14 protein-coding genes and 1 tRNA gene are annotated in these 15,507 nt (G+C 68.7%); 8 read left to right on the top strand and 7 right to left on the bottom strand.

The genetic code is table 11. From position 1 onward, the window contains the following. Positions 1 to 138: 138 nt before the first annotated feature. Entirely contained in the window at positions 139 to 1,923 is a 1,785-nt protein-coding gene (locus tag ABD727_RS02060) for a M24 family metallopeptidase (RefSeq protein ID WP_344705729.1), read from the top strand. A 513-nt stretch (positions 1,924 to 2,436) separates the two neighbouring features. On the opposite strand, the gene ABD727_RS02055 is transcribed toward ABD727_RS02060, so the two are convergent. Then, the gene (locus ABD727_RS02055) at positions 2,437 to 2,562 is read right to left on the bottom strand and encodes a hypothetical protein (protein WP_344705728.1); all 126 of its coding nucleotides are present in this window, start codon (positions 2,560 to 2,562) and stop codon (positions 2,437 to 2,439) included. A 59-nt stretch (positions 2,563 to 2,621) separates the two neighbouring features. Between ABD727_RS02055 and ABD727_RS02050 the strand changes: the two genes are divergently transcribed. The 3 genes from ABD727_RS02050 (at position 2,622) to ABD727_RS02040 (ending at position 4,685) form a co-directional block, all read left to right on the top strand. Next, positions 2,622 to 2,696: transfer RNA gene (locus ABD727_RS02050), tRNA-Thr, on the top strand. Between the two features lie 67 nt (positions 2,697 to 2,763). Then, positions 2,764 to 3,765: a threonine aldolase family protein gene (locus ABD727_RS02045; RefSeq protein ID WP_344705727.1), complete on the top strand. Its 1,002-nt coding sequence runs from the start codon at positions 2,764 to 2,766 to the stop codon at positions 3,763 to 3,765. Further along, the gene (locus tag ABD727_RS02040) at positions 3,762 to 4,685 is read left to right on the top strand and encodes a DMT family transporter (RefSeq protein ID WP_344705726.1); all 924 of its coding nucleotides are present in this window, start codon (positions 3,762 to 3,764) and stop codon (positions 4,683 to 4,685) included. Before ABD727_RS02045 ends, ABD727_RS02040 begins: the two co-directional genes overlap by 4 nt. Here ABD727_RS02040 and ABD727_RS02035 read toward each other — a convergent pair. Beyond that, a complete protein-coding gene (locus tag ABD727_RS02035) occupies positions 4,682 to 5,944 on the bottom strand; it encodes a M48 family metallopeptidase (protein WP_344705725.1) in 1,263 nt (420 codons plus the stop codon). The genes ABD727_RS02040 and ABD727_RS02035 overlap by 4 nt on opposite strands. Before the next feature lie 122 nt (positions 5,945 to 6,066). Here ABD727_RS02035 and pepN point away from each other — a divergent pair, with 122 nt between their 5' ends. Beyond that, entirely contained in the window at positions 6,067 to 8,667 is a 2,601-nt protein-coding gene (gene pepN, locus ABD727_RS02030) for an aminopeptidase N (protein WP_344708001.1), read from the top strand. 45 nt (positions 8,668 to 8,712) lie between these two features. Here the strand turns inward: pepN and ABD727_RS02025 are convergent, their stop codons facing one another. The 4 genes from ABD727_RS02025 to ABD727_RS02010 are packed head-to-tail and all read right to left on the bottom strand — an operon-like array spanning position 8,713 to position 12,133. Continuing rightward, the gene (locus ABD727_RS02025) at positions 8,713 to 9,279 is read right to left on the bottom strand and encodes an ABC-type transport auxiliary lipoprotein family protein (RefSeq protein ID WP_344705724.1); all 567 of its coding nucleotides are present in this window, start codon (positions 9,277 to 9,279) and stop codon (positions 8,713 to 8,715) included. Further along, entirely contained in the window at positions 9,279 to 10,232 is a 954-nt protein-coding gene (locus ABD727_RS02020; protein WP_344705723.1) for an MlaD family protein, read from the bottom strand. Before ABD727_RS02020 ends, ABD727_RS02025 begins: the two co-directional genes overlap by 1 nt. A gap of 9 nt (positions 10,233 to 10,241) precedes the next feature. Next, the gene (locus ABD727_RS02015) at positions 10,242 to 11,048 is read right to left on the bottom strand and encodes an ABC transporter ATP-binding protein (RefSeq protein ID WP_344705722.1); all 807 of its coding nucleotides are present in this window, start codon (positions 11,046 to 11,048) and stop codon (positions 10,242 to 10,244) included. Beyond that, a complete protein-coding gene (locus tag ABD727_RS02010) occupies positions 11,048 to 12,133 on the bottom strand; it encodes an ABC transporter permease (protein WP_344705721.1) in 1,086 nt (361 codons plus the stop codon). Before ABD727_RS02010 ends, ABD727_RS02015 begins: the two co-directional genes overlap by 1 nt. Before the next feature lie 150 nt (positions 12,134 to 12,283). On the opposite strand from ABD727_RS02010, the gene ABD727_RS02005 reads away from it, so the two are divergent. Genes ABD727_RS02005 through ABD727_RS01995 form a run of 3 tightly spaced genes read left to right on the top strand, consistent with a single transcriptional unit; the run spans position 12,284 to position 14,823 of the window. Then, positions 12,284 to 13,384: a CDP-alcohol phosphatidyltransferase family protein gene (locus tag ABD727_RS02005; protein ID WP_344705720.1), complete on the top strand. Its 1,101-nt coding sequence runs from the start codon at positions 12,284 to 12,286 to the stop codon at positions 13,382 to 13,384. After that, positions 13,381 to 14,154, top strand: coding sequence for a nucleotidyltransferase family protein (locus tag ABD727_RS02000; protein ID WP_344705719.1), 774 nt, complete (start codon positions 13,381 to 13,383; stop codon positions 14,152 to 14,154). Before ABD727_RS02005 ends, ABD727_RS02000 begins: the two co-directional genes overlap by 4 nt. Then, positions 14,155 to 14,823, top strand: coding sequence for an HAD family hydrolase (locus tag ABD727_RS01995; protein ID WP_344705718.1), 669 nt, complete (start codon positions 14,155 to 14,157; stop codon positions 14,821 to 14,823). It abuts the gene before it with no gap. Positions 14,824 to 14,835: 12 nt separating this feature from the next. Here ABD727_RS01995 and ABD727_RS01990 read toward each other — a convergent pair whose 3' ends face one another. After that, a complete protein-coding gene (locus ABD727_RS01990) occupies positions 14,836 to 15,465 on the bottom strand; it encodes a hypothetical protein (protein WP_344705717.1) in 630 nt (209 codons plus the stop codon). Positions 15,466 to 15,507 lie beyond the last annotated feature (42 nt).

The raw sequence follows: 15,507 nt of genomic DNA, 5'->3' as shown, positions 1-15,507 counted from the left end.
CTGTGGCGGGGACGGCCGCGAGGATCAGCGCGGCAAGCAGAACGGACGGCATCGTTGCTCCCCCCAGATGGGCTCGCCACGCAGTTGCGCCAAGAGATGAGGTTTCGTCCAGCCCCCCGCCCGCGCTAAGGCGGGGTCATGACCGTTCATTCCGACCGCCTCGCCGCCCTCCGTGCCACCCTCGCCGCCGACGGCCTCGACGGCTTCGTCGTCCCGCTGACCGACGAGCATATGAGCGAATATGTCGGAAGCTACGCGCAGCGGCTGGGCTGGCTGACCGGGTTCGAGGGCTCGGCGGGGTCGGCGGTGGTGCTGGCCGACAAGGCGGCGATCTTCACCGACGGGCGCTACACGCTGCAGGTGCGAAGCCAGGTCGACGGGGCCGACTGGAGCTACGAGGCGGTGCCCGAGAGCAGCCCCGCCTCGTGGCTGAAGCTGCATGCGCCGGAGGGCGGGCGGATCGGCTACGATCCGTGGCTCCACCGCCGCGACTGGGTCCGGCAGGCAAGCGAGGCGCTGAAGGCGCGCGGGGCGAGCCTCGTCGCGGTCGGCGACAATCCGGTCGACCGGGTGTGGCGCGACCGGCCGGCGCCGAGCATCGCCCCGCTGACGGTCCAGCCCGAGCGCTTCACCGGCCGTTCGAGCGCCGACAAGCGCCAGCAGGTCGCCGAGTGGCTCGACCAGAACAAGGCCGACGCCGCGGTCCTGGCGGCGCTCGATTCGATCGCCTGGACCTTCAACGTCCGCGGGACCGACGTCAGCCACACGCCGGTCGCGCTGGCCTATGCGCTGGTCCATGCCGACGGCACCGCCGACCTGTTCGTGGCGGGCGAGAAGGTAACGCCGGAGCTTCGCCAGCATCTCGGGAACGGGGTCCGGCTGCACGAGCGGGCAGCGTTCGAGAAGGCGCTCGCAGGGCTCGAGGGCAAGACGGTGGCGGTCGATCCCGAGCGGTCGGTCGCGGCGATCTTCGAAGCGCTCGACAAGGCCGGCGCGACGATCGTCGAGCTGCGCGACCCGACCGTCCTGCCCAAGGCCTGCAAGAATGCGGCCGAGCTCGCCGGCCACCGCGCCGCGCAGGCCCGCGACGGCGCGGCGATCACCCGCTTCCTCAAGTGGGTCGAAGAGACGGACGACCTCGACGAGCTCAAGGCGTCGGGCCGGCTCGAGGCGATCCGCCGCGAGGACCCGGCGATGCGCGACCTCAGCTTCGACAGCATCTCGGGCTATGGCCCGAACGGCGCGATCGTCCACTATCGCTCGAGCGAGAAGACCAACCGGCGGTTCGAACCGGGCTCGCTCTACCTGATCGATTCGGGCGGGCAGTATGAGGACGGAACCACCGACATCACCCGGACGGTGGCGATCGGCGAGCCGACACAGGAGATGCGCGACCGCTTTACCCGCGTGCTCCAGGGCCATATCGCGATCGACCGCGCGGTCTTCCCCAAGGGCACGCGCGGCGGCCAGCTCGACAGCTTCGCCCGGCGGCCCTTGTGGGAAGCGGGGCTCGATTATGCCCATGGCACCGGCCACGGAGTCGGAAGCTTCCTCGCGGTGCACGAAGGCCCGCAACGGATCGCGCCGGTCGGCGGCGCCTATGCCGGGGGCGACGAGCCGCTGGCGGCGGGCATGATCCTCTCGAACGAGCCCGGCTACTACAAGGCCGGCGAGTATGGCATCCGGATCGAGAACCTCGTGCTGGTGGTGCCGGTCGAGGTCGAGGGCGCGGAGAAGGAGATGCTCGGCTTCGAGACCCTCACCTTCGCCCCGATCGACCGCCGGCTGATCGTGGCCGAGATGCTGTCAGCGGGCGAGCGGCAGTGGCTCGATGACTATCACGCCGAGGTAGTGCGGAAGATCGGGCCGGGCCTGGGAGCGGAAGAGCGCGCCTGGCTCGAGGAACAGTGCGCACCGCTGTGAACGAAGGTCTGCTTACGACCCATTGCGGACATTCAGTTGCACATTAGAGCCAGTGCACGATGGTCACGCTACAAGTTATTGCCGGAGTCGTCGTGTCCCTGGTGATGGACTGGTCCATCTACACGCAAGTCTCAGTTTTCTTGCCCATCCGCTACCCAAAGTGGCAAGTTGCAAACTACGCTGAGCTTTCGAAGGGCTCACCTCTTGCCCGCATTCGAACTTTGACCGTCATTCTCGCAGGCGGGTTGGGAGGACTTTCGTTCTCCTTCAGAGACGGCTCATTATGGCTTGTCACTTTCGGCGTATTCGCAATCGCGCATGTGACTCTATACATCCTGCTCTATCGGCAACCCCGACTTCCATAGCGTTGAAGGTCCGCTTTCGACCCTCGCGGACAGGTCGTTACTGACCCATTCCGGACCCACATGCGCCTGCTAGCCTTGTGGCGTGCCGGTCGAGAACCTCCCCATTGCTCCGCAACGGGGAGGTTCTCGTTTGTCCGCATCCTCGGCGTCAGCGGCTTTCCTCGCTCGGCGGCGGCTCGGTCGGGGGCTTGGCCGGGGTCGCCCCGGCCTTCCGCTTCCTGAGGTTCTCGCGCAACGCGGCGGCGAGGCGGGCGTCCTTTTCCTGCTTATCCATTCTCTTCCCTTGACACTGTGCGGGGCCAACCGCCATAGGCCCGCCCGTCTCCGGACAGTGCTGCCGTAGCTCAGTGGTAGAGCGCATCCTTGGTAAGGCTGAGGTCGTGAGTTCAATCCTCACCGGCAGCACCATCATCCAAGAATGACCGTCCGGCGGACGGTTATTCTTGGATGATCCCCCGGAGGGCACCCCGAAGTCATGCGCTTCTTCTCCGACAATGCGGCCGCCGTTCACCCCGCGGTCTTCAAGGCCATGGCCGAGGCCGACCGGCTCGACACCGCCTATGACGGGGACGAGTGGAGCTGCCGCCTCGACGCGGCTTTCTCGACGCTGTTCGAGCGCGAGGTCACCGCGCTCTGGGTCACCACCGGCACCGCCGCCAACTGCCTGGCGCTCGCCGGGATGGTGCCGCCCTATGGCGGAATCCTCTGCCACCGCGAGGCGCACATCCAGGTCGACGAGGCGGGCGCGCCCGAATTCTTCACCGGCGGGGCGAAGCTGCTGCTGGTCGATGGGCCCGGCGCCAAGCTGACGGTGGACGCGCTCGAGGAGGCGCGGAGCCGGATCCGGCCCGACGTCCACCAGGTCCAGGCCGATGCACTGTCGATCACCAACGCGACCGAATATGGCCTGACCTATTCGGCTGCCGAGACCCAGGAGCTGGGCGACTGGGCGAAGCGCCACGGGCTCCGCTTCCATCTCGACGGGGCGCGCTTCGCCAATGCGGTCGCCTCGACCGGGTCGAGCGTCGCCGACCTGACCTGGCGCGCGGGGGTCGACGCGCTGTCGTTCGGCTTCGTCAAGAATGGCGGGCTGTCGGCCGAGGCGCTGATCCTGTTCGATCCCGAGCTTGCCGACGGCATCCGCCGCCGCCGCAAGCGCTCGGGGCACCTGCTGAGCAAGGGCCGCTACCTGGCGGCGCAGCTGCTGGCGATGGTCGAAGACGGAATCTGGCTCGACAATGGCCGCAAGGCCAATGCGGCGGCGCGGCGGCTGGCCGAGGCGGCGGGCGAGCGGCTGGTGTTTCCGGTCGAGGCCAATGAGGTGTTCCTTCGGGTCACCGCCGATGAGGCAGAAGCGCTCCGAGGCAAGGGCTTCGACTTCTACGACTGGGGGATCGGCGAAGCGCGGCTGGTGACCAGCTGGGACCAGGACATGGACGCCGTCGAGCGGCTCGCCCGGGCGATCGAGGCGCTGTGAGCGCCCCGCTCGGGCGCGGCACCGTCCTCCTCTTCTTCTGCATCATCACGCTGATCTGGGGTTCGACCTGGATCGTCATCCGCGACCAGCTGGGGGTCGTCCCGGCGCACTGGTCGGTCGCCTACCGCTTCGTCATCGCGGCCGCGGCGATGGCGGCCTATACGCGCTGGCAGGGCAGCGGCCTCAGGCTTCCGCCGGGCGCGTGGAAAGTCGCGGCCTTGTTCGGCTTTTGCCAGTTCTGCGTCAATTTCAACGCGGTCTATCTCGCCGAGCATCACATCACGAGCGGGCTGGTCGCCTGCGTCTTCGCGCTGCTGCTCATCCCCAACAGCCTGCTCGCCTGGGCCTGGACCGGGCACAAGCCGGGGCGGAGCTTCATCCTTTCGGCCATTCCCGCGATCGGCGGGATCGCGCTGCTGTTCGTCAACGAGGCGCAGAGCGCGCGGGCACCGGCGAGCGAAGTGGTGCTGGGGGTTGGGCTGACCCTGCTGGGGGTGATGGGCGCGAGCGTGTCGAACGTGCTCCAGACCACCGAGAAGGCCAGGGCGGTGCCGCTACCGACCATGCTGACCTGGGGGATGATCTTCGGCGCCGGCTTCGACGCGGCCTTCGCGCTCGTCGTGAGCGGGCCGCCGGTGTTCGATCCACGGCCGGGCTACTGGCTCGGGCTCGCCTATCTGGCGCTGTTCGCCTCGGCGCTGGCCTTCAGCCTCTACATGCCGATCATCCGCACCATCGGGCCGGGCCGAGCGGCCTATTCGAGCGTCATCGTGCCGATCATCGCGATGGCGCTGTCGACGCTGTTCGAGGGCTACCGCTGGACCCCGCTGGCGGCCGGCGGGGCGGTGCTGGCGATGGCCGGGATGGTCTGGGCGCTGACCAGCCGGCGCGATCCCGAGCCGGTGCCGATCGCCGACTAGTCCTTCGGCGGAAGCGGCGCCGGGCGAACGATGGCGCGCTTCTCGGGCGGTAGCTCGGCAAGGTGCCGGGCCTTCCACTCCATCGCCATTCGGACGCGATTCGCGCCGCTCGGATGGTCGAAGAAGACGATCTCCTCGAGCGGACCAGCCTCGAGCTTGCGATATTCGCCGAGCATCATCGAAACCGCGGCAAAGCCGTCGGGCTCGCGCGCGGCGTCGAGGCCGAAGGCGTCGGCTTCGATCTCGTTGACCCGGATGATGCTCTTGGTCGCCGGGGTCAGCAGCAGCATGACGACCGCGGTGATGGCGGCGAACAGGGGGAGCACCGCCGGGTCGGCGACCCCCTCGACCTTCCAGCGCGCGCGGTGACGCTCGAGCAGCCGGGGCGAGAGCCACCACAGGGCGAAGAACAGGACCAGGAAGATGGCGGCGAAGGCGGCGATCAACCGGGGAATATGGTTGAGGACGTAATGGCCAATCTCATGGCCCATCACCGCCTTGATCCCTTCGGGCGGCACGCGGCGGAGAAGATTGTCGTTGAGCGTGATCCGGATCGTCGGCCCGAGACCCGAGACATTCGCCGAGACCCGGTCGCTCTGCTTCGAGGCGTTCGAGACATAGACGTTGTCGGCGGGGATGTGCTGGGCGTGCGCCATCGCCAGGATCTGGTCGCGCAGCGGACCCTGCTGCATCGGCGTGAAGTCGTTGAACAGGGGCGCGATGAAGACGGGCGAGAGCAGCGCCCCGAAGGCGGTGAAGGCGGTCAGCACGCCGGCTCCCCACAGCCACCAGCTGCGCGGCGCGCGGCGGATCACGGCGAAGATGGCGGCGAGGATCAACGGGCCAACGACCAGCGAGACGATGAGGCTGGTGACTTCCTGCGTCGCCCAGCCGCCGAAGCCGAGATTCGACAGGCCATATTGATGCTCGCGGAAGAAGTCGGTGTAGATGGTCCAGGGCAGCAGCAGCAGGCTCGTCGCGAGGATGTAGGGCAGCGCGTAGAGCATGGTGCGGAGCCACGGCCGCGCGGTGCGGCGGCTTGCCCAGGCGCTCCACCGCGCCGACCAGCCGAAGTGCAGCAGCGCCCAGTTGACCAGCACGCTCAGCAGCGTGCCCCACAGCAGCAGCCAGTAGCCGCCTTCGAAATAGGCGTCGGAGCGGGCTCGGGCGGGTCCCTGGACCATGGCCAGATAGGCGCGGGTCGCGGCCTCGACGTCGAAGCCGGACGCGGTCGCGGCGGCGATGCTGTGCGTGATCATCGTGTCTTCCCCCCGGAATATGCCCCGGCATAGCGCCCCTCGGGCTTGTTTGCACAGGGGGCGGGATGAGCAGCGCCGAGGGCGGCTTGTCGCTGGCCAGTGCGCCCGATACGGCATTGGTCATGCTCGACATTCGTCCTGGCCTCGAGGCCGCCGCCGCCGCTCCCGCCGCCATTCGCCGCGAGGATTATCGGGCGCCCGACTGGCTGGTGCCGGAAGTCGCGCTGAGCTTCGAGCTCGATCCGGCGCGGACGATCGTCAAGGCACGGCTGAGCGTCACCCGCAACGGCGAGCACGACCGGCCGCTTCGCCTCGACGGGGAGGAACTGGAGCTACTCGGGGTGCGGGTCGACGGCGCGGCGGTCGAGCCTCGGTTCGAGGACGGGCGGCTGGTGGTCGACCTGGCCGGCCCGGCCGCGGTGGTCGAGACCGAGGTCGCGATCCTCCCCGATAAGAACAGCCAGCTGATGGGGCTCTACGCGTCGGGCGGGATCCTCTGCACCCAGTGCGAGGCCGAGGGCTTCCGGCGGATCACCTTCTTCCCCGACCGGCCCGACGTGCTCAGCCGCTACACGGTGCGGCTCTCGGCCGACCAGCACGCATTCCCGATCCTGCTCGCCAACGGCAATCCGGTCGACAGCGGGATCGGCCCGGGTGGAAGTCACTGGGCGCTGTGGGAAGATCCCTTCCCCAAGCCCTGCTACCTCTTCGCGATCGTCGCGGGCGACCTTGCCTGCAACCAGGACAGCTTCCGGACCGCGAGCGGACGGACGGTCGATCTCGGAATCTGGGTGCGCGAGGCGGACCTTCCGAAGACCCAGCTTGCGATGCAGGCGCTCAAGGACGCCTTCGCCTGGGACGAGCGGGTCTACGGCCGCGAATATGACCTCGACCGGTTCAACATCGTCGCCGTCAGCGACTTCAACTTCGGAGCGATGGAGAACAAGGGCCTCAACATCTTCAACACCCGCTACGTGCTGGCCGACCCCGAGACCGCGACCGACGCGGACATCGACGCGGTCGCGGCGGTGGTGGCGCACGAATATTTCCACAACTGGTCGGGCAACCGGGTCACCTGCCGCGACTGGTTCCAGCTCAGCCTCAAGGAGGGCCTGACAGTCTTCCGCGACCAGGGCTTCAGCGAGGACATGGGGTCGGAGGCGGTGCAGCGGATCGACCAGGTGCGGACCTTGCGCGCGGCGCAGTTCCCCGAGGATGCGGGACCACTTGCCCACCCGATCCGGCCCGACAGCTACATGGAGATCGCCAACTTCTACACCGCGACCGTCTACAACAAGGGCGCGGAAGTCATCCGGATGATGCGCACGATCCTCGGCCCCGAGCGCTATCGAAAGGGCACCGACCTCTACTTCGAACGGCACGACGGGCAGGCGGTGACCTGCGAGGACTTCGTCCGCGCGATGGAGGATGCGAGCGGGGTCGACCTTGGCCAGTTCCGCCGCTGGTACAGCCAGGCCGGGACGCCGAAGGTCCATGCGCGGCTCGAGCAGAAGGACGGCAAGGCCGCGCTTCACCTCCGGCAGGACGTCCCGCCGACCCCCGGGCAGGAGGCCAAGAAGCCGATGGTCATTCCGCTCCGGGTCGCGCTGATCGGCGCCGACAGCGGTCGCGAGCTCGGGCCTGAACGGACCGTGCTGCTGACCTCCGCCGAGCAGGTCGAACCCTTCGCGGAGGTCGGCGAGCCGGCGTTCCTTTCGATCAACCGCGGCTTCTCGGCCCCGGTGGTGATCGAGGCCGAGCGCCGCCCGGGCGAGATCGAGGCGCTCGCAGCGAGCGATCCCGACAGCTTCGCCCGCTACGAGGCCGGGCAGGAACTGATGGCGCGCGACCTGCTGGCGGCGATCCGCGGAGCCGATCTGCGGACCGACGCGGTGGTGGCCGCGGTCGGCGCGACGCTTCGCTCGAATCAGCTCGACCCGGCGTTCAAGGCCGACGCCATCGCGCTCCCCGCCGAGAGCCAGCTGATCGAGAAGCTCAACCGGGCGGACCCGGGCCGGGTGCACGACGTCCGCGAGGCGATGCGCCGGGCGATCGGACAGGGCCTGAGCGACGACCTGTCGCGCGCGCACATGGCGGCGGGCGGAGCCGATCCGGCCAGCCTGTCGGGCGAAGCCAAGGGGCAGCGTCGACTGCGCGGCGCGACCCTTGCGCTGCTCGGGGCGGGCGACCCGAAAGTGGGCGAGGCGCTTGCCAGCCGCCAATATGCGGGAGCCCGCACGATGACCGAGCGACAGTCGGCGCTGATGACGCTGGCGATGCTCGGCGGCGACAAGGCCGAGGAGGCGCTCGGCGACTTCTACGCGCGCTTCGAGGACGATGCGCTGGTCATCGACAAGTGGTTCGCGGTGCAGGCATCGGTGCCGGGCGAAGCGACGCTCGAGAAGGTCGAGGCGCTGATGCGCCATCCGGCCTTCACCATGACCAACCCCAACCGCCTGCGCGCGCTTGCCGGCAATTTCGCAAGCACGCCCTCGGCCTTCCACCGCGCCGACGGGGCCGGCTACGACTGGCTGGCCGAGACGATCGTCGCGGCGGACAAGCTCAATCCGCAGACCGCGGCGCGGTTCGTCGCCCCGCTTGGCCGGTGGCGCAGGATCGAGGAGGGCCGCGCCGCGAAGATGCGCGCGGCGCTGGAGCGGATCCTGCGCGAGCCGGGGCTCAGCAAGGACGTGTTCGAGCTGGCGAGCAAGAGCCTGGGGTGATCAAGATCCTCCCGGTTGCGGCGCAATCGGGAGGTTCTTGCTAGCCTAGCCCCCGATCCATCCTGCGAACTGGCGGGCGACGGTGTTGGCGGCCGAGTTGAGGGCCGGGCCGACTGTCGCGGCGGTGCCGTCGGCCGGGGCCGAGGCGGTGAAGCGGCGGGACTGGACGGTGACGCCGCGGGTCGCGGTCGCGTCGTAGGTCACGACCACGGTCCGCGAGGCGCTGTCATAGCCGAAGCGCTGGAGCACGCCCGAGACCCGGGTGCCCGGGTCGACTCCGGTCTGGCGCGGGTCGACGACCACGCGTCCGGTCGTGCGCTTGACCGTCTCGCTCAGCAGCTGCTGGAACAGACGGTCGGGGCTTTCGACATATTGCAGGTTCTTGACGTAGGTGACCTGCCCCGGCGCTTCCTGGACGGGCACGCGGACCTGCCGGATCTCCTTCGAGGCGACCGGGACTTCGATCGAGATCGCCTCTCCGGCGGCGCTGGTGCGGTCGAAGGCCGCGTCGGCCACCGCCGGGCTGAGGGTCAGCAGCGTCGGCGGGACCTTGGCGCCGCCGAAGCAGCCGGCGAGCGCAAGAGCGGCGAAGGCGGGAACGAAGCGGCGCATCAGCGGGACTTTCCGGGATTGTGGTCGGGGAGCTTGGGCGCGCCGAGCACGCCCGTGACGCCGCCCTGCTCGAGCCTGCTCGACACCCCGTCGAGGCTGGTCGTCAGGTCGCGCAGGTCGCGCACGAGGCGATTGACCTCGGGCAGCGTCGACTTGGAGAAATTCTGCACGCCGGGCTGCGCATCGGCGACCAGCGAATCGATCTTGGCCGAGGTCTGCTGCAGCGACTGCAGCGTCCTGCGGAGATCCGCCGCGGCCGGCTGCACGTCGCGCTGCACCACCACGTTGCTGCTGTTGGCGAGCTTGGCGACCTCGTCGGCGGCACGGCCGGCGTTGCGCGCGGCGACCCGCGCTTCGGCCAGCGTGTCGGCCATCTCGGGCGCGCGATCCGCCAGCACCTTGCTGGTCTTGTCGATGTTCTCGAGGATGTCCGAGATCGCATTCTGGTTGCGGTCGCTGAGCAGTTCGGTCAGCCGCTCGGTCAGGCGCTGGATGCGCTCGAGGAGCTCCGGGGCCGAATTGAGCAGCGCGCCAAGGCCGCCGGCCGAGCTCGGCACGACCGGGCAGCCCTGCGGGCCGACCGAGGTCAGCGGACGAGCGCCCTTGACCGCACCGTCGAGCTGGATCTCGCTGACGCCGGTGAAGCCGACGCCCTTGATCTGGGCGGTGGTTCCCTGGAGCACCGGGGTGGAATCATCGACCTCGATCCGGACCCAGACGAACTCGGGCCGGTCGGGAAGCAGCGAGACCTTGGTGATCTGGCCCACGGGAACGCCCGAGAAGCTGACGTTGGAGCCGCGATTGAGGCCGCCGACGCCCTGGCTGAAGTAGATGTCGAAGCATTTGCGCTTCTCGGTGTTGAGACCGACGATCCACACCGTGAAGAACAGCAGCGCGACCAGAAGCGCGAGGACGACGGTGCCGACGAGCACCTGATTGGACCGAGTTTCCATGAGCGCTCGCTATGCCGCCGCCGCGGCGCGGCCGCGGGGTCCGTTGAAATATTCCTGGATCCAGGGATGGTCCAGCTGAAGCAGCCGGTCGATCGTGTCGACCGCGATGACCTTGCCGTCGGCCAGCACCGCGACCCGGTCGCAGATGGCGTAGAGGCTGTCGAGGTCGTGGGTGATGAGGAAGACGGTGAGGTCGAGCCGATTCTGCAAGCCCCGGATGAGCTGGTCGAAGGCCTGCGCGCCAATCGGGTCGAGGCCGGCAGTCGGCTCGTCGAGGAACAACAGCTCGGGGTCGAGCGCAAGCGCGCGGGCCAGTCCGGCCCGCTTGCGCATGCCGCCCGACAGCTCGCTCGGGAACTTGGCCCCGGCGTTGTCGGGAAGGCCGCTCATCGCGATCTTGTAGCCGGCGATCTCGCCCAGCAGCGGCTCCTTGATGAACGGGAAATATTCCCGGATCGGAACCTGGACGTTCTCGGCCACGGTCAGGGTCGAGAAGAGCGCACCGTTCTGGAACAGGATGCCCCAGCGGCGGCGGATGTTCTTGGCCTCGTCCTCGGGACGCCCGACCATATTCTCGCCGAGCACCTCGACCTCGCCGGCGGACGGCGTCTGGAGGCCGATGATCGAGCGCATCAGCACCGACTTGCCGGTGCCCGAGCCGCCGACCACGCCGATGATCTCGCCCCGGCGGACGTCGAGGTCGAGGTCCTTGTGGACGAACTGGTCGCCGAACCGGTTCTCGAGCCCGCGGACCCGGATGATCGGGGTCTCACCGTCGGGCAGGATCGGGCTGGACTGGGGGAAGTCGGTGCTCATCAGATCCAGCCGATCGAGCTGAAGAAGACCGCGAACACCGCGTCGAGGACGATCACGAGGAAGATCGACTGGACCACCGCCGCGGTGGTCTTGAGGCCGACCTGCTCGGCGTCGTTGGCGACCAGCATGCCCTGGAAGCAGCCGGCGAGCGCGATGATGAAGCCGAACACCGGCGCCTTGATCAGGCCGACCCACAGGTCGGTCGCGGGGACGACTTCGGAAATGCGCTGGATGTAGGTGAGCGGCGGGATATCAAGCCCGATCCAGCAGAAGACGCCGCCGCCGACGATCGCGGTCAGCATTGCCCAGAAGGCGAGCAGCGGCATGATGAGGATGGTCGAGAGGATGCGCGGTACCACCAGCGCTTCCACCGGCGGGACGCCGATGGTGCGCATCGCGTCCACTTCCTCGGTGATCTTCATGGTCCCGATCTGCGCCGCGAACGCCGAGCCAGAGCGGCCGGCGACCATGATCGCGGTCATCAACGGCCCGAGTTCGCGGACCGTGATCCGGCCGATGAGGTTGATGGTGTAGACCTCGGCGCCGAACTGCTGGAGCTGGACCGCGCCCTGCTGGCCGATGACGATCCCGATGAGGAAGCTCATCAGGCCGATGATCCCGAGCGCGCGGACTCCGACGACGTCGAACTGCTGGACGACCGCATTGTAGCGGAAGCGCTTGGGGTGGGTCAGGACCGACGCGAAACCGATCAGGGTCGCGCCGAAGAAGCCGAGCAGGCCGGTGAAGGTCCGGCCGCTGGCGATCACCCATCCGCCAAGCTCGCCGACGGCGCTGGTCTTCTTGGGACGCTTGGTGTCGACCGCGCGATCGGCCTCGGCAACCTGCTCAAGGAGCTTGCCGACGTCGGCGCTGGCGCCGGTGACCGCTGCCCCGCGATCGCGCACCGAACGATGGATCAGCCAGGCTCCGACCGTGTCGATCCGCTCGACCCGGGCAAGGTCGATGGTCAGCGGGTCGGGAGTGGCGTCGAGCTCGCGCTGGGTCGAACCGGCACGCGCGATCGTCAACGCGCCGCTGGGCGCGAAAACATGTCCATCCGTCTCGGGCTGCGCCGCTGAAGCCATCAGGCCAAAGCCATGCCTTCAAAGCAGTCGTTGGGCAAGGTCGCGGGGTCGGTCACCGCTGTGAAGCGCATGGCGGCGGGGGTTGTTCCGGCGCAAGAACGAACATGTGCCTTGTTCTTGCCAAGCTTTGCCGCTTTGCCCCACGCGACCATGTCCGAGACCCCTGCCCAGCCCGTCCAGTTCATCGCCGAAGGTGACCCCGAGGTGCGCCTGTTCGGGCGGACCGCGCGGGCACGGGCCGAGCAGGTCGCGGCGAAGGCCGGGCTTGCGGTCGGAGAGGTAGAGGATCCCTCGCGCAGCCGGATCCTCGCCGACATGGGCTTCGCCTGGGACCCGGCCTGGCTGGCCGAGCTCAAGCAGCGGCCGGGCGCCGCGCTGATGCTCGACGGCAAGCCGGTGCTGGTGCACGTGCCCGCGGGCACCGGCCCCGACGCCGACCTGTCGGGCTTCGAGCAGCTCGACGCGCGTACCGCCTCGCTGTCCTATTTCGAGCTGCGCAAGCGCGAGCGGCCGTTCGTGCTCCCGCTCGATCCCGCCAATCCGCTGCCGGTCGAGCGCGCGCTATACGATGCCGCCTACAAGGGCGTCACCGACGTCCTGACGCTCTACCTGTGGCGCCGTCCCGCCTTCTGGCTGACCCGCTGGGCGGCGCAGGCCGGGATGAGCCCCAACCAGGTCACGCTGATCGGCTTCGTCTTCTGCCTCGTCGCCTTCTGGCAATTCTGGCAGGGGCATTACTGGAGCGGTGTCGCCACCGGCTTCGTATTCATGGTGCTCGACACCGTCGACGGGAAGCTCGCCCGCTGCACCGGACAGTCGAGCAAGTGGGGCGACGTCTTCGACCATGGCATCGACCTCATCCACCCGCCCTTCTGGTGGTGGGCGTGGCTGCACGGGCTGGGCGCCGCGGGGCACCAGCTCGAGGAAGTCTACAAGGTCGGGCTGCTGGCGGTGATCGTCGGCACCTATGTCGCCGGCCGGGTCATCGAGGGCTGGTTCAAATATCGCTTCAAGATGCACATCCACGTGTGGAAGCCGATCGACAGCCGCTTCCGGCTGGTCACCGCGCGGCGCAACCCGAACATGGTGATCCTCGTCGCCTGCCTGATCTTCGCCCGCCCCGATCTCGGGATCGAGCTGGTCGCTTTGTGGTCGGTGCTGAGCCTGATCTTCCACGCGGTCCGGCTGGCGCAGGCGGAGAATGTCCGGCTGCGCGGGGGCGCCATCGTCAGCTGGCTCGACGCGGCATGAGCAGCGAACGCTGGACCGTACTGCTGCTGGCGGGCTCGCGCCCTGGCGGCGATCCGCTGACCCGAAGCCTCGGAGTCGACTACAAGCCGCTGCTTCCGATCAAAGGCGAGCCGATGCTGCTTCGCCCGATCCGGGCGCTGCTCGAGGTCGAGGAGATCGCGGAGATCCGCGCGCTGACCCAGCAGCCCGAGCGGCTCGAGGGCGTGCTTCCCGACGACCCGCGGGTGGTGGTAGTCCGCTCGGACCAGACCATCGCGGCGACACTGACCCGGATCTGCGATGACCCGGCGACCCCCTTTCCGCTGCTGGTGACCGCGGCCGACCATGCGCTGCTGACCCCCGAGATGATCCGCGAGTTCCTCGCCGCCTCGGCCGATTGCGACGTGTCGGTGGCGGTGGTCAGCAAGACCAACATGCTGCGCCGCTTTCCCGAGGCGCAGCGGACCTGGCTTCGGTTCGGCCGCGAACTCTACAGCGGCGCCAACCTGTTCGCGCTCAAGACCCCGGCCGCCAAGGCGGGGGTAGAGCGGTGGCGGGCGATCGAGCAGGACCGCAAGAAGGGCTGGCGGGTGCTTCTCCAGCTCGGCCTGCCGCTGTTCCTCGGCGCGGTGCTGCGGGTGCGCGACATCCACAAGACCGCGCGTGGCCTGGGCAAGGTGCTGAAAATCCGCCTCAAGGCGGTGGTGATGAGCGATCCCATCGCGGCGATCGATGTCGACAAGGCGGCCGACTACACGCTGGTCAACGCGATCCTCGACGGACGCGCGTAGGTGGACCTCGCCATCTACGACATGGACCGGACGGTGACCCGCCGCCCGACCTACACCAGCTTCCTGCTCCATTGCGCGCTCCGCCGTGCCCCGTGGCGATTGCTGTTCGTGCCGATCGTGTTGGGGTCGATGCTGGCCTATGTGCTGAAGCTGATCAGCCGGGCGACCCTGAAGGAAGTGAACCACCGGCTGCTGCTCGGGTCGAGCATCGCGCCTGCGGACCTCAAGCCGCTGGTCGACAGCTTTGCCGACGCCCAGGTCGCCACCAACATCCGTCCGGGTGCGCGCAAGGCGATCGCCCGCGACAAGGCAGAGGGGCGGCGGATCGTCATGGCGACCGCCAGCTACCGCTTCTACGCCGCCGCCATTGCCGAGCGGCTCGGATTCGACGACGTCATCGGGACCAACACGCTGCTCGGACTCGACGACCATGTGATCTGCCGGATCGACGGCGAGAATTGCTATGGCGAAGCCAAGATGCGGATGGTCGCCGACTGGGTTGCGGCCTCGGGCCTGACCGGCAAGCATGGCCATGTCCGCTTCTACAGCGACCATGTCACCGATGCGCCGGTCTTCGAATGGGCCGACGAGCCGGTCGCGGTGAATCCGCACGACAAGCTCGCCCGGCTCGCCACCGAGCGCGGCTGGGCGCGAGAAGACTGGGGCTAGGACCTCCGGGCCTCAGTGGGTCCAGTCGAGCTTCAGATTGTCGAAGTGCCAGCGAAGCTGAGCGGGGGTGGCGCCGTCGACGTCGTTGACCCGGCGGAGGGTGGCGGTGCCCTCGTAGCGCACCGGGCGGCCGTCGCGGTCGGTGCCGGTGATGGTGATCGGTGCTTCATAATAGAGCGAGCCCGCGGCGCCCTCCATCGTGCCGCCCGGAACGGCGACGGTGATCTTGCCGAGATCGGCGAAGTTGGCGGCGAACGCGCTCCTGCTCCAGCGCGCCTTGTCGCCCGGGGAGAGCATGGCCCAAGCCTGGCCGAACTGCTTGAGCTCGATCGCCCGAGCGAAGGACAGGAGGACGTTGCGCGCGCCCTTCTCGCCCCGCTCGGCCTCGGGAACGAGCGGCGGCGGCGACAGGTCGGGCGCCTGCTCTGCGGTATTCGCGGGAGCTGGCGTGGTTGGGGCCGCCGGGGCTGGTGCGGGGGCCGGTTGCGGGACGGAAGGGAGCGCCCCGGCCGGGTCGCCAGCGGGTGCGTCGGCCGGCGCGTTGGCGATCGTCGCCGTGTTCGTCTGATCGGCGGAGTTCGACCCGCAGGCCGCCAGGGTGGCGAGGCTTGCGAGCGCCGCGAGGACAGGAGTGGTCTTCATTCCAAGCCAATGCCCGGCTCGGCGCGGCGTTCCGGGACGACG

Origin of the sequence: Sphingomonas swuensis, assembly GCF_039538045.1 — a bacterium.
Taxonomy (GTDB): domain Bacteria; phylum Pseudomonadota; class Alphaproteobacteria; order Sphingomonadales; family Sphingomonadaceae; genus Sphingomicrobium; species Sphingomicrobium swuense.
The sequence above is the reverse complement of the archived record's forward strand: the minus strand, read 5'-3'. Positions and strand labels throughout refer to the sequence as shown.